The sequence below is a fragment of the Nocardiopsis sp. NPDC055551 genome (genome assembly GCF_053619415.1).
This window is the reverse complement of sequence record NZ_JBSHJJ010000002.1, coordinates 536577-553530: the sequence shown is the minus strand read 5'-3', so window position 1 is coordinate 553530 and position 16954 is coordinate 536577. Positions and strand designations below refer to the sequence as shown.

The 16954-nt window shown below is 69.2% G+C and carries 18 protein-coding genes; 8 read left to right on the top strand and 10 right to left on the bottom strand.

What is annotated here, in order from left to right; translation table 11 throughout:
• Positions 1-209 precede the first annotated feature (209 nt).
• The 3 genes from ACWGSK_RS06235 (at position 210) to ACWGSK_RS06225 (ending at position 2993) form a co-directional block, all read left to right on the top strand.
• Entirely contained in the window at positions 210-563 is a 354-nt protein-coding gene (locus ACWGSK_RS06235) for an antibiotic biosynthesis monooxygenase family protein (RefSeq protein ID WP_358508364.1), read from the top strand.
• Positions 564-657: 94 nt separating this feature from the next.
• Positions 658-1884: a benzoate/H(+) symporter BenE family transporter gene (locus ACWGSK_RS06230; protein WP_452455344.1), complete on the top strand. Its 1227-nt coding sequence runs from the start codon at positions 658-660 to the stop codon at positions 1882-1884.
• A gap of 146 nt (positions 1885-2030) precedes the next feature.
• A complete protein-coding gene (locus tag ACWGSK_RS06225; protein WP_452455343.1) occupies positions 2031-2993 on the top strand; it encodes a GNAT family N-acetyltransferase in 963 nt (320 codons plus the stop codon).
• 46 nt (positions 2994-3039) lie between these two features.
• Here the strand turns inward: ACWGSK_RS06225 and ACWGSK_RS06220 are convergent, their stop codons facing one another.
• Entirely contained in the window at positions 3040-4248 is a 1209-nt protein-coding gene (locus ACWGSK_RS06220; RefSeq protein ID WP_358508370.1) for a DUF418 domain-containing protein, read from the bottom strand.
• Positions 4249-4340: 92 nt separating this feature from the next.
• Between ACWGSK_RS06220 and ACWGSK_RS06215 the strand changes: the two genes are divergently transcribed.
• Both ACWGSK_RS06215 and ACWGSK_RS06210 read left to right on the top strand, forming a co-directional pair.
• Positions 4341-4952: a TetR/AcrR family transcriptional regulator gene (locus tag ACWGSK_RS06215; RefSeq protein ID WP_358508372.1), complete on the top strand. Its 612-nt coding sequence runs from the start codon at positions 4341-4343 to the stop codon at positions 4950-4952.
• Between the two features lie 91 nt (positions 4953-5043).
• Positions 5044-5643, top strand: coding sequence for an HAD family hydrolase (locus tag ACWGSK_RS06210; protein ID WP_358508374.1), 600 nt, complete (start codon positions 5044-5046; stop codon positions 5641-5643).
• 64 nt (positions 5644-5707) lie between these two features.
• On the opposite strand, the gene ACWGSK_RS06205 is transcribed toward ACWGSK_RS06210, so the two are convergent.
• The 3 genes from ACWGSK_RS06205 to ACWGSK_RS06195 form a co-directional block, all read right to left on the bottom strand.
• The gene (locus ACWGSK_RS06205) at positions 5708-6595 is read right to left on the bottom strand and encodes an alpha/beta fold hydrolase (protein ID WP_358508376.1); all 888 of its coding nucleotides are present in this window, start codon (positions 6593-6595) and stop codon (positions 5708-5710) included.
• 409 nt (positions 6596-7004) lie between these two features.
• Positions 7005-8012 (bottom strand): NADP-dependent oxidoreductase, encoded by a 1008-nt coding sequence (locus ACWGSK_RS06200; RefSeq protein WP_358508422.1) that lies wholly within the window; start codon positions 8010-8012, stop codon positions 7005-7007.
• Between the two features lie 149 nt (positions 8013-8161).
• Positions 8162-8401, bottom strand: coding sequence for a helix-turn-helix domain-containing protein (locus ACWGSK_RS06195; protein WP_358508424.1), 240 nt, complete (start codon positions 8399-8401; stop codon positions 8162-8164).
• Between the two features lie 53 nt (positions 8402-8454).
• Between ACWGSK_RS06195 and ACWGSK_RS06190 the strand changes: the two genes are divergently transcribed.
• The gene (locus ACWGSK_RS06190; RefSeq protein WP_358508426.1) at positions 8455-8904 is read left to right on the top strand and encodes a GNAT family N-acetyltransferase; all 450 of its coding nucleotides are present in this window, start codon (positions 8455-8457) and stop codon (positions 8902-8904) included.
• A gap of 72 nt (positions 8905-8976) precedes the next feature.
• On the opposite strand, the gene ACWGSK_RS06185 is transcribed toward ACWGSK_RS06190, so the two are convergent.
• The 5 genes from ACWGSK_RS06185 to ACWGSK_RS06165 all read right to left on the bottom strand — a co-directional run bounded on the left by ACWGSK_RS06185 (position 8977) and on the right by ACWGSK_RS06165 (position 13438).
• A complete protein-coding gene (locus tag ACWGSK_RS06185; protein ID WP_452455342.1) occupies positions 8977-10782 on the bottom strand; it encodes an alkyl/aryl-sulfatase in 1806 nt (601 codons plus the stop codon).
• A gap of 91 nt (positions 10783-10873) precedes the next feature.
• A complete protein-coding gene (locus ACWGSK_RS06180) occupies positions 10874-11356 on the bottom strand; it encodes a DUF1269 domain-containing protein (RefSeq protein ID WP_358508430.1) in 483 nt (160 codons plus the stop codon).
• 112 nt (positions 11357-11468) lie between these two features.
• Entirely contained in the window at positions 11469-11621 is a 153-nt protein-coding gene (locus tag ACWGSK_RS06175) for a hypothetical protein (RefSeq protein WP_190318584.1), read from the bottom strand.
• A gap of 20 nt (positions 11622-11641) precedes the next feature.
• Positions 11642-12427, bottom strand: a complete 786-nt coding sequence (locus ACWGSK_RS06170; RefSeq protein ID WP_452455341.1) for a class I SAM-dependent methyltransferase — start codon at positions 12425-12427, stop codon at positions 11642-11644.
• Positions 12428-12475: 48 nt separating this feature from the next.
• Entirely contained in the window at positions 12476-13438 is a 963-nt protein-coding gene (locus tag ACWGSK_RS06165; protein ID WP_452455340.1) for an AraC family transcriptional regulator, read from the bottom strand.
• Positions 13439-13533: 95 nt separating this feature from the next.
• On the opposite strand from ACWGSK_RS06165, the gene ACWGSK_RS06160 reads away from it, so the two are divergent.
• Positions 13534-14385, top strand: a complete 852-nt coding sequence (locus tag ACWGSK_RS06160) for an NAD-dependent epimerase/dehydratase family protein (RefSeq protein WP_452455339.1) — start codon at positions 13534-13536, stop codon at positions 14383-14385.
• 49 nt (positions 14386-14434) lie between these two features.
• Here the strand turns inward: ACWGSK_RS06160 and ACWGSK_RS06155 are convergent, their stop codons facing one another.
• Positions 14435-15847 (bottom strand): MFS transporter, encoded by a 1413-nt coding sequence (locus ACWGSK_RS06155; RefSeq protein WP_452455338.1) that lies wholly within the window; start codon positions 15845-15847, stop codon positions 14435-14437.
• A gap of 311 nt (positions 15848-16158) precedes the next feature.
• On the opposite strand from ACWGSK_RS06155, the gene ACWGSK_RS06150 reads away from it, so the two are divergent.
• The gene (locus ACWGSK_RS06150; protein WP_358516222.1) at positions 16159-16827 is read left to right on the top strand and encodes an enoyl-CoA hydratase-related protein; all 669 of its coding nucleotides are present in this window, start codon (positions 16159-16161) and stop codon (positions 16825-16827) included.
• The last annotated feature ends 127 nt before the right edge of the window (positions 16828-16954 follow it).

Genomic DNA, 16954 nt, shown 5'->3' with positions numbered 1-16954 from the left:
CCTGAAAGCAGGGCGGAGCATAATCGGACGTGGAACAGGGCGAACATGCGGCCGGCGACCACGAGAACGCCAATCGGTGAGACGACGAATACCCCCACGCGCACGAGCGATCCGGGGCCGGGGCGCGCGAGACCGTTCCCCGGCCCCGCGCTCGAAAGGCACCCCTTAGGTTGGCCTCAGCGGTTGTCGAACCGAACCGAGGAGTAAGCGTGACCAGTGTCGTCAAGTTCAACGTCCTGACCGTCCCCGAGGGCGAGGGGGCCACCCTGGAGGGGCGCTTCGCCAAACGCGCGGGCCTGGTGGAGGGTCAAGAGGGCTTCGAGGAGTTCCAGCTCCTGCGCCCGGTCGAGGGCACCGACAAGTACCTCGTCTACACCCGTTGGCGGTCGGAGGAGGACTTCCAGAACTGGGTGAACGGCCAGGACTTCAAGAAGGGCCACGCCAAGGCCGCCGCGGACGCCGACAAGGACGGGCACGCGCACGGCGGGCACGGTGGCCCGGCCGCGACCAACAGCGAGATCTGGGGCTTCGAGGTCGTCCAGCACGTGGTCGCCAAGGGCTGAGGTTCCCCACCCGCGGTACCGGCCATCGTGGCCAACGGGCATTCGGTGGGGGCGCCGCGCCCTCACCGATGTTCGGACGACAGGATGGACCTCCATGAGGAAGTTCGCCCGTCGTGTCCGGTACGCCTTCGCCCCGTCCGCCGTGGCCGCCGGACTCATCGCCGTCCTGGTCGGGGTGACCAGCTCCGCCGCGATCGTGTTCACCGCCGCCGAGGCCGCGGGTGCCTCCCCCGGAGAGACCGCGTCCTGGATGCTGGCGTTGGGTGTGGGCATGGCCGTGACCTGCGTGGGCCTGTCCCTTCGGTACCGGGCCCCGGTGGTGACCGCCTGGTCGACCCCGGGTGCCGCGTTGTTGGCGGTCGGTCTGGACGGGGTGACCATGGCCCAGGCGGTGGGCGCCTTCCTGTTCTCCGCCGCGCTCATCACCCTGAGCGGGGTGACCGGCTGGTTCGAGCGGGTCATGGACAGGATCCCCGTCCCTCTGGCCGCCGGGTTGTTGGCCGGCGTGCTCCTACAGTTCGGGATCGGCCTGTTCAGCAGTATGGAGGGCGACTTCGCGGTGGTGTTCGCGATGTTCGCCACCTACCTGGTTTGCCGGAGGTGGCTGCCCCGGTACGCGGTGCTGCTGTCGCTGCTCGCCGGTGGCCTGGCCGCCGCCTTCGAGGGTTCGTTGCACCTGGGTTCGGTGGACCTCGCCCTGGCCACCCCGGTCTTCGTGGCACCGGAGTTCTCCTGGCAGGTGTTGGTGAGCGTCGGCCTGCCCCTGTTCGTGGTCACGATGGCGTCGCAGAACCTGCCCGGGGTGGCGGTGTTGCGCGGCGACGGCTATCAGGTGCCGATCTCGCCGGTGATCGCGTGGACCGGGGCGACCAACCTGGTCCTGGCCCCGTTCGGCTGTTACGGCATGAACCTGGCGGCGATCACCGCGGCGATCTGTACCGGCCCGCAGGCCCACCCCGACCGGGACCGCCGCTTCCTCGCCGGGGTGTGGGCCGGGGTGTTCTACCTGGGTGTCGGGGTGTTCGGCGCGACCGTGGCGTCCCTGTTGGCCACGCTGCCCTCCTCACTGATCCTGGCCATCGCGGGGCTGGGGCTGCTGGGCACCATCGGTGGTTCGCTGGCTTCGGCGACGGCCGACACGGAAGCGCGCGAGGCCGCGGTCGTGACCTTCCTGGCGACGGCGTCGGGGTTCACTCTTTTCGGTGTGGGTTCGGCCTTCTGGGGTCTCCTCGCCGGGGTGCTCACCCTGGCGATCACCCGGTGGGGACGACGAAGCGATGCCGAAAAAACCCTTGCCCGTGGGGAAAAGCGTGCGCTATAACCGACCTGCCGCACCGAACGACGGTGCGAGCCCACGACGTGAAGGGAGGCGTTCCCGATGTTCCGCATGATCACCGCGTCCGCTTCCGAGGTCGGCTTCCGACGCTGACCAGGGTGACGGCGGGCGCGCCACACGAAGGTGAAGCCTTGACCGTTCTTCCGAACGAACCGACCATCCGCACCATCACCGGTCCCGAGGAGCTCGACCTCTTCAACCGGTTCCCCTACGCCCTCAACGACGAGTTCCCGGTCGACATGGCCCAGGGCCGTCGCCGCCCGCGGTGGATGTGGGTGGCCACCCACGGCGACCGTCTCATCGGCCGCCTGTCCTGGTGGTGTCGTGACCAGGACGACCACCCCCTCCTGATGGACGTGTTCGACGTCGTGGACGCCCCCGACGTGGATCGGGTCGCCGTGGCCGAGCACCTGGTGCGCACCGCGGCCGCCACCGTCCTCGGTGAGGGCACGATCTGGCCCGAGTACCTGCGTTTCCTTCCGGCCGACTGGCGTGAGGACCCCGAACAGCGGCCCATGGTCGAGGACCTGATGGCCGCCTTGGAGAAGACCGGGGGTCGGCCGCTCACCGAGCGGCTGCGCTTCGAGTGGCGGGAAGGTTCCCGCGAACCCGTGGTCGGCGACCGGCTCCGGTTCCGCGAGATCACCGACACCACGGAGATCCTGGACCTCATGGTCCGGGCCCTGGACGGCACCTTGGACCGCCACGACCAGGCCGACCTGCGGGAGAAGTCCGCGCGCGAGGTCGCCGAGGCCAACTTCGCCGACGAGTTCGCCGCCTACACCACGCCTCGTTCGTGGTGGCGGGTGGCGGCGCTGCCCGACGGCGAACCGGTCGGGTTCGTCATCCCGGCCCGCAACGCCTACCATCCGATCATCGCCTACATCGCCGTGCTTCCCGAGCACCGTGGCAACGGGTACATCGACGACCTGCTCGCCGAGGGCGGTCGCGTGCTGCGGGAGACGGGCGTGGACCACGTTCGGGCCGCCACGGACCTGGGCAACGTACCGATGGCCCGTGCCTTCGAACGCGCCGGTTACGACACCATCAGCGGGATGGTCACCATGGTGTGGAACGAGCACTCCCCCGCCTGACGACATGTGGGTGGGTCGTCCACGGACGACCCACCCGGGTTCCGATTCAGCCCCGTGGCACCGGATCCCGACCCTCTGAGGGGATCGGTTCGGCCTTCCCACCGGGTCCATAGGTCATCCGGCGCAGGAAGGTCTCCGCGGGGCCGCGCACACCGAACCGGTCCATGATGGCCGCGATCACCACGGTGACCGCCCAGACCGCCGCGCCGAGCAGCACCGCCTGGGCGTCGTCGAGTCCCGCGCCGATGTTCAGCGTGTACGGCATGAGGAGCGCGACCCAGGCCACGGACTGGAGCAGATAGCAGGTCATCGACCGCTGCCCGGTGGCGGCGAGCGCCCGTACGAGGGGCCCGCGGCGGTCCCCGATGGCGACGGCGAGCACCGCGATGAGCGCGGCGTACCCGAATCCACCGGCGTATCCGGACACCACGTGCAGCCACTTGACGGCGATCGACAGGACCGGGTCGGGCTGCCAGACCCGCACCATGACGAACATCTGGGGCAGGGCGCCGATCACGGCGGCGACGATGCCCACCAGGGCGACCCGACGCAGGAACCGCAGGTGTCGTTCGGGTTCCTCCATGAGACGTCGACGTGCCGCCCAGACCCCGACGGTGAAGGGCAGGACCGAGATGCCGAGCATGAGCACGGTCATCACCGGCCAGATGGCGAGCCGCATGATCAGGTCCGTCAGCGGGGTGACCTCCATGGCCTGCTGTTGGGCGTCGCTCGCGGAGAGGCCGGCCTCGAACACCGCGTACACCAGCGTTCCCACGGACGCCCAGGCCAGACCGGTGGCGAGCAGACGCCGGTCGGTACGGTGCAGCACCCCCGCCAGTAGGAGGGCGATGAGCCCGTAGACCGCGATGATGTCCCCGTAGAAGAGGAGCAGGGTGTGCAGGAAGCCGATGACGACCATCCAGCGGCCACGTCGGCGCACGAGGGAACGCACCCACGGCCAGGGGCGGCCCTCGGCGGTTCGGCGCAGGTAGATCTGGGCGAGCCCGTAGCCGAACAGAGCGGCGAACATCGGGTAGCCGCGAGACTCGGCGAACAGGGTCATGAACGCGGTGACCGTGGTGTCCAGGGTTCCGACCAGGTCGAGGCCCTCGCCCGTACCGGCGATCTGGCGGAACATGTGGGCGTGCACGGTGGCGATGACCAGCAGCATGAAGCCGCGGGCGAGGTCGGGAGCGAGGGAGCGTCGGGCCGGTGGGGTACCCGTCGTCCCAGGTGGTGATGGCGTGCCGTTCATGGGTGACTCCGTTCCTCGGCGCCTCACTAGGCTACGATGGCGTATCTTATGTGATCACACGATACGTGATCGTTTCTTATGAACGGACGTACATGAATGACCACAAGCGGCCGGCCGCCAAGACCACGCGCCGGCGCGGTCGGGAACTCCTCGACGCCATCCACCAGGCCGTACTCCTCGAAGTCGCCGAGACCGGTCTGCCCGGCCTCACCATGGAGGGGATCGCCCGTCGCGCGGAGACCGCCAAGACCTCGCTCTACCGGCGCTGGACCTCGCCGGAGGACATACTCATCGAGGCCCTCCGGGAGCGCTACCCGCGTGAGAACCCCACGGCCGACGCCGGCGGCCTACGAGAAGACCTGGTCGCGGCGATCGGACTCATGCGCGAACTCATGGGCGATCGGATCCTGGGACCCGCGATGCTGGCGGTGAACTCCGAGGCCATGGTGCGTCCCGAACTCCACCGGCGGATGTGGACGGAGGTGTACGACCCTCAGGGCGAACGCTTCACCCGGCGCGTGATGGAGCACTACGCCGCCCTCGGGCACATCGACCCGGCCAGGGTCAACGACCTCACCGCCGACATCGGCGAGTCCCTGATGTTGAAGTACGCCGTGGACCACCCCGGCGAGCTCCCACCGAAGGGCTACGAGGAACGGATCGTCGACGAGGTCCTGCTGCCCGTCCTGGGAGTACGGTCCTGACCACACGAAGACGCCCCACACCCGGGTTGGCGGGGGTGGGGCGCGGGTAGGGAGATCCTTTGTACTCGATCTCGAATCCTGGGGGAAGCCCGTGAACGCCGTGCTGTTCGACATGTTCGGTGTGGTCGCCATGGACCAGTCGGTGAAGGTCCGCGAACAAATGGTGGAGTTCTCCGGCCACGACCACGACTCCTTCTGGGAGGCCTACTGGGCGCGGCGGCAACCCTATGACCGGGGCGACCTCGATGGTCCCACGTACTGGAAGACGGTCGGTGAGCGTCTGGGCGCTCCCTTCACCCCCGAACAGGTGGAGCACCTGATCACCCTGGACCTGGACAGCTGGTCACGGATCAACGACGAGTCCGTCGAGGTGGTGCAGGGGCTGGCCGCGTCGGGCAGAGCCGTCGGGTTGCTGTCGAACATCCCCGAAGACCTCGCGAAACGGTTCGAGGAACGCTTCCCCGAAGTGCTCGACCTGTTCCCTGTGCTGGGGTTGTCCTGCCGGATCGGGCACGCCAAGCCCGAGACCGCGGCCTTCGAGTGGTGTCTGGAACGGTTGGGGTCCCCCGCCGAGGGCGTCCTGTTCGTGGACGACAACGCCACCAACGTGGCGGCCGCGCGGGACCTGGGGCTGCGGGGGCACCGATTCACGACGGTGTCCGACCTACGATCGGCGCTGGCGCACGGATGAGCCCCCGCGGCGGTACTCCCGGCGCGTCCGGTGGAAGCCGGACGCGCGGCTCGGCGGTCGGTTCTCAGGCGTCGAACTCGCGGAGGAGTTCGGCGACCTTCTCTGGCTGCTCGTAGAGGGACAGGTGCCCGGCGCCCTCGATGGTGCGCACCTGGGTGTGCAGGAAGCGGCGGGCCGGTCCGTGCAGTCGCGCGGGTGAGAAGAACGGGTCGTGCGACCCGGTGGCCACGGTGACCGGGGTTCCGGCCCAGGCCCTGAAGAACTCCCCGTACAGAGGAGTCGGTGTGGAGTTGGTGCGGCAGTGGCGGGCCACCAGCGTCAGCCACTCGGCCTCGGAACGGTACTCGGCGCAATCGGTGTCCGTGGACGGACCGCTGAGGAACTCGATCAGTCGGGTGCTGTTCTGCTCGTTGGGGTGGATCATCCACGGCAGGGTGACGCGCATCGACTCCGAGCTGACCCCGGCGGCCGTCAACCCGGCGGGGTTGAGCAGCATCAGTCCGGCGACCAGCGGGCTCGGGGTCGAGGACAGCGCGATCGCGGCGCCCCGGGAGTGTCCCAGGAGGATGACCGGGCGGTCGGTGATCTGCGGTAGGAGTTCGTCGAGCCACTCACCGTAGGCCTCCGTCCGGGAACCGGCGTTGCGCTTGTTGCAGCTCAAGCCCGGCTGTCCCGGAGGGTCGACCAGCAGTACCGGCCGGTCCGCGGCGAGCGCGCGGGCGGCGGGGACCGTGGTGGCGGCGTTGAAGTTGGTGCCCGACAGGACCAGGACCGGGGTTCCGGACCCGCCCAGGGCACGAAAGGCCTGTGTGGGCCCCAGGCCGGTCTCCACGGGTGGGAGGGGCCCGAGGTCGGGCCACCGGCTCAGGGCCTTGTGACACCAGGCGTGCACGGAACGCTCGGCGTTCTCGGAGCGATAGACGCGCGCGGCGCGACGGGGGACAACGGTCATGGATCTGATTTCGCGTAGAGAGCTGAGGTGTTCGCCGACCTGATTTCCCGGCGCACCAAGAGAGGACTGTACGCCTCTGCCGGGCGCCTGGCCACTTCAGAGGGCGAGCCCCCGAAAAGGTGTCGCCCGGCAGTGGCGTCCAGCGGATTCATACCCCCGCCGAAGTGCCCATTGGTGGGCATGTTCTCCCTGGTACGGGGGTCGATGATCCCGACCGGAAACGGTCATCGAGCCCCAAAGAGGTTTATTTTCGACTCTGATCGGTCGATACCGGAATCGGCCCTGTGATGGGCTTTCTCGATGATCGGATGAACCATCGACGGGAAACGGTCTCCACGGTGATTTCAGGCACTCCTGAGCCGCCGGCCACCCCCGGCCGGCGGCTCCCGGTCAGGAGGCGAAAGCGGGGTCAGGCGGGCAGACGCACCAGCATCTTGCCGGTGTTGGCGCCGCGCATCATGCCGAGGAACGCGTCGACCGCGTTGTCGATCCCGTCGACCACCGTCACCTTGCTGTGCAGCTTGCCTTCCGCCAGCCATCCGGCCGCGCGCTCGTAGTACTCGGGGGCCAGATCACCGTGGTCACCGACCAGGAAACCCTGGAGCTTGACCCGCTTACCGACGAGTAGGCCGAGGTTGTCCGGACCGGGGGCCGGTTCGGTGTCGTTGTAGACCGAGATGGCCCCGCACAGGGCGGCGCGTCCGTGGACGCGCATCCCCTGGATGGCCGCACGCAGGTGGTCGCCGCCGACGTTGTCGAAGTAGACGTCGATGCCGTCCGGCGCGGCCTCGGCGAGTTGCCCCTCCAGGTCGCCCTCGCGGTAGTCGATGGCGGCGTCGAAGCCGAACTCCTCCAGCAGGCGGCGCTTCTTCTCGGGACCGCCGGCGGAGCCGATGACCTTGGACGCGCCCAGTCGCTTGGCCATCTGCCCGGCGAGGCTGCCCACCGCGCCCGCCGCACCGGAGACGAACACGACGTCGCCCTCCTTGAGTTCGGCGATGGCGGTCAGGCCCGCGTAGGCGGTGAGGCCGACCATGCCGAGCGCGCTCAGGTAGGCCTGGGCGGGCGCGGCCTCGGTGTCGACCACCTTGGCGCGGGCGGCGTCCATCAGCGCGTACTGGCGCCAGCCCTGGAAGTGCAGGACACTCGCGCCGACGGGCACGTCGGGGCTCTCGGAGGCCACGACGGTACCGACCGCACCGCCGTCCATGACCTCGCCGAGCCGGAACGGCGCCACGTAGGATTTGGTGTCGTTCATGCGGCCCCGCATGTAGGGGTCGACGGAGATCCAGTCGTTGCGGACCTGGATCTGGCCGGGGCCCGGCGCTTCGACGGTGGTCTCGACCACTGCGAAGTCCTCCGGCTTCGGCTCCCCATCGGGTCGGGCGACGAGGTGGACTTCCTTGGAAACGGGCATGCTTCTCCCCCTGTTTGTTTTCGTTCCGAACGTCGAGACCTGGACTGTTCACTCAGACCCTAGGTGGTTCGAACACGGTCGGTGCTGAGCGCGTCCCACCCTGTGTCGATCTCGTGCGCGCGTGGGGTGCGCCGAGCGGTCCCTTCGGGCTACTTCTGCGATCCCAGCAGGCCACGCCCGCCGTACTTCTTGTGGATGGCCTGTTTGGACACCCCGAGCGCCTCGGCGATCCGGGCCCAGGTGAGCCCCTGGTTACGGGCGCGGCGCACCAGAACCGCCTCGACGCGTTCGGACTCCGAGCGCAACTCCACGAGTGATTCCAGCGACTCCAGGGTGCTCTCGCCCCGCAGGGACCTGGCGATCTCTTCCAGTCGTTCGGTGCTCTCCATGGGTCAACGGTAATTGACACCGGGTGTCACCGTCGCCGCGTATCTTGATCCCCATGCCGACCATCGAACGCGCGCGTGCCGAGGACATCCCGGCGATCGTGGCCATGCTCACCGACGACCCCCTCGGCGCGTCCCGAGAGACCCCCGACGACCTCACCCCCTACCTGAAGGCCTTCGAGGTGATCGACTCCGACCCCCACCAGTACCTGGCGGTGGCCCGACGGGACGGGCGAGTGGTGGGCACCCTCCAGTTGACCGTTCTTCCAGGGCTGTCCAGGACGGCGGCCACCCGCGCGCAGGTGGAGGGGGTACGGGTGCACGCCGACGAACGCGGCGGCGGGCTCGGCACCGAGCTGCTGGAGTGGGCCGAAGGCCGAGCGAGGGAGCTCGGCTGCGTACTGCTCCAACTGACCTCCGACGCCACCCGTGTGGACGCCCTCCGTTTCTACGAGCGCCTGGGATACGAGGCGTCGCACGTGGGCTTCAAGAAGCCCCTCGCCTGAGCCCGCGGGACAGAGGAGGGGCTGGTCACGGTGTCCATGCGCCGGGTCTCCGGCCGGCTCGGGGCGTGACGGTCAGGGCGTGACGATGGCGAAGACCGGATCCGGGAGCTCCAACAGACCCAGCAACCTGTCCACCAGCGTCTCGTCGCCCTCGAACGACATGCCCTCCGTGCCCTTGCCCGCGAGCAGCCGCAATAGCCGGAACTTGTTCAGGGTGACGGTCAGGTCCGGTTCCCCCCGACGCGGCTTCTCCCTGGTGGTGAACGCCCCGTTGGAGAGGGTGGTCCGGTGGGTGGTGTTCAGGTCGGTGAACACCCAGTCGATGACGAAGCACTCCTCCCACGCCTTGGGACCGTTGACCCGGATCCCCACAGAGGTGAAGAGCTGCTCCAGCGACAGCGCCGAGGTCACCCCCGTACCGGTCTCCATCGCGGTCTCCGGCTTGCCGTTCCGCAGTTCGGCCGCGCCTTGGAGGTAGAAGTTTCGCCAGGTGCCGTTCTCCGAACCGAACCCCAGCCGTTCGTAGACCTCCACCAGCGCGGCGCGCGCTCCCTCGTGCTCGGGATGGGAGAACACCGCGTGGTCGAGCAGGGTGGCGGCGAACCTGAGATCGCCCTCGGCCTTGTACCCGTCGGCCTTGCGGACCACTTCGTCGATGCCGCCCATGCACTCCACGTACCGCCACGCCGCCTCCTCCGGCGGGTGTTGCCACAGGTGGGCGGGGTTGCCGTCGAACCAGCCCATGTATCGCTGATAGATCGCCTTGACGTTGTGACTCACCGAACCGTAATAACCGCGGGTGTGCCAGGCGCGCTCCAACGCGGGAGGCATCTGGATCCGTTCGGCGATCTCCGAACCCACCATCCCCAGGTTCATCATCCTGATCGTCTGGTCGTGCAGGTAGGCGTAGAGGTCGCGTTGTTCGCACAGGAAGCGGACGATCCGGTCGGTGTCCCAGGTGGGCCAGTGGTGGGAGGCGAACAGCACGTCGGAGTCGTACGCGAACAACTCCACGGCCTCGTCCAGGTACCGTGCCCAGGCACGCGCGTCCCGGACCGGCGCCCCGCGCAGGGTGATGAGGTTGTGCAGGTTGTGGGTGGCGTTCTCCGCCATGCACAACGCCCGGTGTTCGGGGAAGTAGAAGTTCATCTCCGCGGGCGCTTCGGTGCCGGGGGTCATCTGGAAGACGATGCGCACCCCGTCGACGACCTCCTCCTGGCCGGTACGGGTGATGTTCCGGTTGGGCGCGATGAGGGTGATGGTGCCGGTGGAGCTCGCCTGCCCCAGCCCCATCCCGATCTGACCTCGGGGCCCCGGCGACAGGTAGGCCCCGGTGTGGAACAACCCGCGGCGGGCCATCGCGGGGCCGGTGTAGACGTTCTCCGAAGCGGCGTTCTCCATGAACCACTTCGGGGCGAGGATCGGCACGTTGCCCTCGGTGACACCACCGACCCCACCGAAGTGGTCGACGTGGGAGTGCGAGTAGAGGACCCCGCTGACCGGCCGATCACCGCGTTGGGAACGGTACAGCTCCAGGCCGGCCCTCGCGGTCTCGGCGGAGACCAAGGGGTCGATGACCAGGACGCCTTGGTCGCCCTCGACCAGCGTCATGTTGGACAGGTCCAGGCCTCGGACCTGGTAGATCCCCTTGGTGACCTCGTACAAGCCCTGCTTCGCGCACAGGCGGGACTGACGCCACAGGCCGGGGTGGACGGTGTCGGGGCGGTCCTGGTCCAGGAAGGCGTAGGCCTCGGTGTCCCACACCACCCGGCCCTGTTCGTTCTTGACCTGTCCCGGTTCCAGTCTGGCGATGAGTCCACGGTCGGCGTCGGCGAAATCGTCTCCGATAGCCGCGCCCTCGTGTCCGTTCCCGATCATCACTGTCTCCTCGTCGTACCGACGGCCGCCGACACGGGCGGCCCGTGTCGGCGGCGGGGGAAGGCTCTGGGGCCCTCGGGATCCAGGTCCGTCAGGAGCGGAGCGCCTCGACGAGTTCCCGTTCACCGTCCTTGGACAGGTTGGTCTGGATGACTGTGGGGTGCAAAGGCTTGAACGCGTCGACGACCCGGTCGATGGTGGCGTCATCGGCGAGCAGGAACACCGCGGCGCGGTCCTTTTCGAGTTCGGAACCGATCTGCTTGATCATGTCGTCGTCGATGCCCACGTCGCTGAGCTTTCCCGCGATCGCGCCCGTGCCGGCCCCCACGGCCAGGCCCAGGAGCGGATTGAGGAAGAGCATGCCGATGAGGGTGCCCCACAGCGCGCCCCCGGCGGCACCATAGCCGGTCAGGTGAAAGGTCTGGTGGATGCGCGGGCGCCCCTTGTCGTCCTTGTAGGCGTAGGCCGCGTCCTCCAGTCGGAGGAGTTCCTGTTTGCCCAGGTCGGATGCGATGTCGAGCGCCTTCTCCGCGGTGTCGCGGTCGGCGACCCCCAATACGATCAGCTGCGCCATGGGTGTGTTCCCTCACCGTCGATTCCCGGCCCGAGGTCCCGGGCCTTGGCCCGGAGCCTTTCCCGGGGCATCTTTGGTCAACGTCAGTGAGGGGGACGATTCACGCAAAACCTCATAGATCACGCAGGGGACCACCGGGGCCGAACCCGGGGTCGTCGGGATCGTTCTCCCGGCTCACCTGGCGGCGGACCAGCCGGTAGAGGACGTAGCCCCAGACCAGGACGGCGGTGGCGACCATCAGGTGGCCCAGCGTGCCGAGTTCCACGGTTCCTCCCTTCCCGACCCCTACCCGACCCGGTGTTCTCGGACGCGGCGGGCCAGGACCAACCTGGCGGTGTAGGGGACCAGGACCCGCCCGTCGGGGAAGTGGTGGTCGGCGATGGCGCGCAGTTCGGTGCGCAGGCGGCCCTCTCCGATCTCCCGGGCCGCGGCCGCCATCCTGCTGGAGGACATGGCCATGCCGAGGTAGCCGTCGGGGGTGAGTTCACGGGTCCAGCCGAAGGTGTGTTCGGTGGCTCCGGTCAGCCCTTCGGGGGCCGACAACTCTCCGACCAGGTCGTAGGAACGGTAGTGGCGGTCGTATCCGGGGCTGTGCCGCTCCAACAGGGTCTCGTGATCGTCGGTGAACGCGCTGTCCAGGACACGGTCGTTGCTGAGCACCGCCAGGGTCCCGCCCGGTTCCAGGAGTCGGACGGCCTCGGCGAAGAAGGCGGGGCGGTCGAACCAGTGCACGGCCTGGGCGGTGAGGACCAGGGCGGCGGAACCACTCGGGAACGGGATCTCCTCGGCGCGGGCGTCCACGTACTCGACCCCGCCGTCCTCGGCGGTGGCGGTGGCGCGCATGTCGCGTCCGGGCTCGACCCCCACCACCCTGGGGCCATCGCCGAAGAGCACGCGCAGGGCGCGGGTGGAGATTCCGGTGCCGGAACCGACGTCGAGCAGCAACCGGGGCTCGGCGACACCGTCGAACACATGGCCCCGCAGGACGTCCAGCGTCTCCGAGGGGTAGTCCGGCCGGTGGGCCCGGTAGTTCTCGGTGAGCCCGGTGAAGGCCTGGGTGCGGTCGCTCAACGGATTCCCTTCCGGTGGGGGCGGTGCGGGTCGCGGCGGGGCCACATCCTACGGGGCTCCGACCGTCCGGACGCCGGAGGTCTTGGACCTTCGATACCCGGACGGGCTCGTGCCGACCTGCCTCTTGAAGGCGGCGCTGAACGCGAACCCGCTCCCGTAGCCCACCCGGGCGGCCAGCGCCTCCAGTCCGAGGTCGGGTTCGGAGACCAACAGGTCGCAGGCCAGGGTCAGCCGCCAGGTTCGCAGGTAGGACATGGGTGGGTCGCCCACCGCCCGAGAGAACCGGTCCGCCAGGGTGGCACGGGAGACGGCGCACTCTCCGGCCAGGACGTCCAGGGTCCACGGGCGGGTGGGCTGTTCGTGCATCAGGTCCAGGGCCTGGGCGGCGACCATGTCCCGCCGGCCGCTGAGCCAGTTCGGGGCGGCGTCCGGATGCGACTCCAACCAGGCGCGGACCGCCATGACCAGCAAGCAGTCGAGGAGACGGTCGTTGAGCGTGCTCTGGGCCACCCGAGCGGTGGTGATCTCCCTGGTGAGGAGGGAGACGACCATGGGGTCGACCGAACCGGCGGGCAACACCGCCAGCCTGGGCAACGCGGCCAGGGCCAGGCGACCGACCTCCCCGGTGTCCTCGTAGGAACCGATGATCGCGCCGTGTTCGCCGTCCGGGTCGTTTCCCCAGGTTCCGACCCCGTGACACAGACTCAGGTGGACTTCGGTGCCGTCGTCGGCCACGCACCGCTGCCCCGGTTCGATGGTGATGGTCGGAACCCGACCGGGGCGGTCGGAGGCCACGTAGGGTTCGGGGCCTCGGACCAGGAGTACGTCCCCGGGGGCGGCCTCGACCCGTTCGTCACCGGTGTCCAGCCACAGGGTCCCCGAGGTCACCACGACCAGGTCCAGGGCGGCCCCCACCCGAACGTCGATCGACCAGGGTGGGCCCATGACCAGGCGCAGGGTGAAGGCCGAGCGGGCGCGCGGGCTGTCGAACAGGTGCCCCAGGGGATCCATGGGCCTTCCCCGATCAATCGGATTCTGGATGTTCTCTTATGCATTCCAGCAGATGAACCATGTTCCGTCCAGGTCTTCTTCGATGTACTGAGGACATGGATACGAACAACAGCCCGCAGCGGGTTCTCGTCACCGGCGGCACCGGGATGACCGGTCGCCGCGTCACCCGACTTCTGACCGAACGCGGCGTCGACCACAGGGTCGCTTCCCGGTCGGGGCACCAGGAGAGCGGTACGCCGCCCTTCGACTGGGGCTCCCCCGACACCTGGGACGCCGTTCTGGATGGGTCGGACGCCGTCTACCTCTGCTATCACCCCGACCTGGCCCTGCCCGGGGCGGCCGAGACCGTGACCGCGTTCGCCACGCGCGCCACCGAACACGGCGTGCGCCGCATGGCGCTGCTGTCCGGACGGGGCGAACCGGAGGCACAGCGCGCGGAAGAACAGGTCCGGGCGGTCTTTCCCGGACTGACCGTGCTGCGCTGCTCCTTCTTCGCGCAGAACTTCTCCGAGCACTTCTTCGTACCGGCCGTCCTGTCGGGAACGCTGGCCCTGCCGGTGGCGGACGTTCCGGAGCCGTTCGTGGACCTGGACGACGTGGCCGAGGTCGCCACCCTGGCTCTCACCGAGGACGGGCACGCCGGGGAGGTGTACGAGATGACCGGCCCGCGAGCGCTCACGTTCACCGAGGTGGGCAAGGTGCTGGGCGCGGCGGCCGGCCACCCCGTGGAGTACCGGCGGGTGAGCGTCGAGGAGTTCGTCGCGGCGTCTGCCGCACAGGGCATTCCCGAGGAGGTGGCCCAGGGGTTGGCCGCGCTGTTCGGGGAGGTCCTGGACGGACGGAACACGGCGACCACAGGCGGGGTGGAGCGCGCCCTCGGGCGCCCGGCACGCAGCTTCAAGGAGTACGTCGCGGACGCCGCGAAGACCGACGCCCGGGGTCGGTGATCCAGCGGCTGTGCCCGGTCGGTATCGCGTCCGGGCACAGCCTTCGGGATCAGACGGTCTGTTCCCGAGCCGCCTCGGCGGGCAGGGAGATCCGCCAGGCGACGAACCCGGCGACCACGAGTCCGGCGATGGCCAGGAGGCTACTGACCAGGAACGGATCGAAGCCGCCCAGGGCGGGCGCGAACCCGATGCCGACGTAGACCGTGATTCCGGTGGAACCCCCCAGTTGGTCGGCGGCGCGTTGGACACCGGAGGCGATGCCGACGTCGGATTCGGTCACTCCGGTCACCGCGACGTACTGAAGGCCGACGATTCCGAACCCCATCCCGGCGGCGATCAGCACCATGGCCGGGATCATCACCGGTCCGCCCGCCCCGAAGGACGCGGCCAGGGCGATGAACGCCATCGCCGCCACGGTGAAGCCGATGCCGGTCAGGACACAGGCCCGGGCGCCCCATCGTTCGAGGATCCGAGGGACCAGCACCGAGACCACGATCAGGGCCGCGGCCAAGGGCAGCATCAGCAGACCGGTCTGGAACGGGCCGATTCCCAGCCTGTTCTGTAGGTAGAAGGTGAACAGCAGGAACGAGGTGGACAGGGCCGCGCTCAACAGGACGGTGGCGGCGTTGGCCAGGACGCGCGGTCGGTTGCGGAAGAGCCGCAGCGGCACGAGCGGGTTCGGAGACCGGCGCTCGACCCTGATGAACAGGGCCGTGGCCACCACCGCGCCGGCCAGCGCCACCGGTGGCAGCCACGGCAGCGCGCCATCGGCCTCCCCCGCCTCGACGACGCCGAGGACGAACAGCAGCGGGGCCGCGACCAACAGCAGCGAACCCGGCAGGTCCAAGGGCGTCGACTCGGTGGAGCGTTCGCTCGGCACGAGCAGGATCGCCGCGACGAGGACCACCAGGATGAACGGGACGGACAGCAGGAAGATCCACCGCCAGCCGAGCAGTTCGGTGATGACGCCGGAGAGCACGAAACCGAGGACGAGGCCGCAACTGGCGACCGCCGCCCATACGCTCAGCGCCCGGGATCGGCGCGGCCCCTCGGGGAACATGAGCACGATCACCGACATCGCCGCCGGCAGCGCGAGCGCTTCGCCCACGCCCTGCAACAGTCGCGCGATCACCAGCACGGCGAACGACGGGGCGAGTCCGGCCAGCAGGGAGGCCGCGCCGAAGACGGTCGTGCCCAGCACCAGGACGCGGCGCCTGCCGAGTACGTCGCCCAGGCGACCGCCGAGCATCAGCAGCCCGCCGCCGGTGATCGTGTACCCGACGACGACCCAGGTCAGGGCGTGGCCGCCGACGCCGAAGTCCGCGCCGATCGAGGGAAGGGCGACGTTGACCACGGTCACGTCGACCGCGATGAAGAACTGCAGCATGGCCATGCAGCACAGCACCAGCCACGCGCGTGCCGGGGAGGAATCGCCCCGGCAGGAAAGGATGTCTGAAGACACCGAGTGCTCCGTTGCTCGAAAGAGGTTCCGGGCAGCACGAAAGCGCCGCTCCGGTTCGACGGCAGAGCGGAGGAACGTTCTATGGAGAAGTGGAGGAACGCCCCGCCGCTAGCGGAGCGTCCTCGTCACCGCGGCGCAGGCGGCCGCACACGAAGCACTGGACATGGCGCCGATGATAGGGGCATCCGGCGGACGGACGGTACCTGTTTTTCCGCGGGGTCGTTTCTCCTGGTCTATGCTGGCCCATGTGGTTACCGGCCAGTAACATTTGGACCACCGACCGTCCGACCCACGAAGGAAGGCAGCGCACCATGCCCACGCTCGAACGCCACGACGAGGTCTTCGTTCTCGATATCGGTGACGGGGAGAACCGCTTCCACCCGGACTGGCTCGCCTCGGTCAACGCCGCCTTGGACGAGGCCGAGGAGGCCGAGGGCCCGCGCGCCCTGGTCACCACCGCCACCGGCAAGTTCTACTCCAACGGCCTGGACCTTGAGTGGCTCATGGCCAACGGCGACCGCTACAAGGAGTACGTCACGAGCGTCCACCGGCTGTTCGGGCGCCTGCTGGCCCTGCCGATGCCCACCGTGGCGGCCCTACAGGGGCACACCTTCGCCGCCGGCGCGATGTTCTCCCTGGCACACGACCTGCGCGTGATGCGCGCCGACCGGGGCTTTTGGTGCCTGCCCGAGGCCGACATCAACATCCCCTTCACCCCGGCGATGTCGGCGCTGATCCAGGCCCGCCTGGCTCCGCAGACCGCGCACGAGGCCATGGTGACCGCCCGTCGTTACGGTGGCGAGGACGCCGCGAAGGCCGCCATCGTGGACCGAGCCGTGGCCGAGGAGGAGGTGCGCCCCACCGCCATCGAGCTGGCCCGCTCCCTGGCCGGCAAGGACGCCGCCACCCTGGGCACCATCAAGGCCCGCCTGTACGCGCCCGCGCTGGAGCTGCTGCGCCAGGAGGAGCCGGTCATCTGACCGCGCGAGGGTCGTCTCGGCGGCCCACCGGGCCCTTTCCACCGACGCGAAGGTCGGCGGGAGGGGCCTTTTCCGTGTGCGGGGCGTGCGCACGGGGGGTCCGGCGGGACCCACCACGAATCCGCCA

Coding starts and splice junctions, on each gene's coding strand:
- ACWGSK_RS06230 (WP_452455344.1), top strand. CDS start 658: ATGAGGAAGTTCGCCCGTCGTGTCCGGTACGCCTTCGCCCCGTCCGCC.
- ACWGSK_RS06220 (WP_358508370.1), bottom strand. CDS start 4,248: ATGAACGGCACGCCATCACCACCTGGGACGACGGGTACCCCACCGGCC.
- ACWGSK_RS06215 (WP_358508372.1), top strand. CDS start 4,341: ATGAATGACCACAAGCGGCCGGCCGCCAAGACCACGCGCCGGCGCGGT.
- ACWGSK_RS06205 (WP_358508376.1), bottom strand. CDS start 6,595: ATGACCGTTGTCCCCCGTCGCGCCGCGCGCGTCTATCGCTCCGAGAAC.
- ACWGSK_RS06200 (WP_358508422.1), bottom strand. CDS start 8,012: ATGCCCGTTTCCAAGGAAGTCCACCTCGTCGCCCGACCCGATGGGGAG.
- ACWGSK_RS06195 (WP_358508424.1), bottom strand. CDS start 8,401: ATGGAGAGCACCGAACGACTGGAAGAGATCGCCAGGTCCCTGCGGGGC.
- ACWGSK_RS06190 (WP_358508426.1), top strand. CDS start 8,455: ATGCCGACCATCGAACGCGCGCGTGCCGAGGACATCCCGGCGATCGTG.
- ACWGSK_RS06185 (WP_452455342.1), bottom strand. CDS start 10,782: ATGATCGGGAACGGACACGAGGGCGCGGCTATCGGAGACGATTTCGCC.
- ACWGSK_RS06180 (WP_358508430.1), bottom strand. CDS start 11,356: ATGGCGCAGCTGATCGTATTGGGGGTCGCCGACCGCGACACCGCGGAG.
- ACWGSK_RS06165 (WP_452455340.1), bottom strand. CDS start 13,438: ATGGATCCCCTGGGGCACCTGTTCGACAGCCCGCGCGCCCGCTCGGCC.
- ACWGSK_RS06160 (WP_452455339.1), top strand. CDS start 13,534: ATGGATACGAACAACAGCCCGCAGCGGGTTCTCGTCACCGGCGGCACC.
- ACWGSK_RS06150 (WP_358516222.1), top strand. CDS start 16,159: ATGCCCACGCTCGAACGCCACGACGAGGTCTTCGTTCTCGATATCGGT.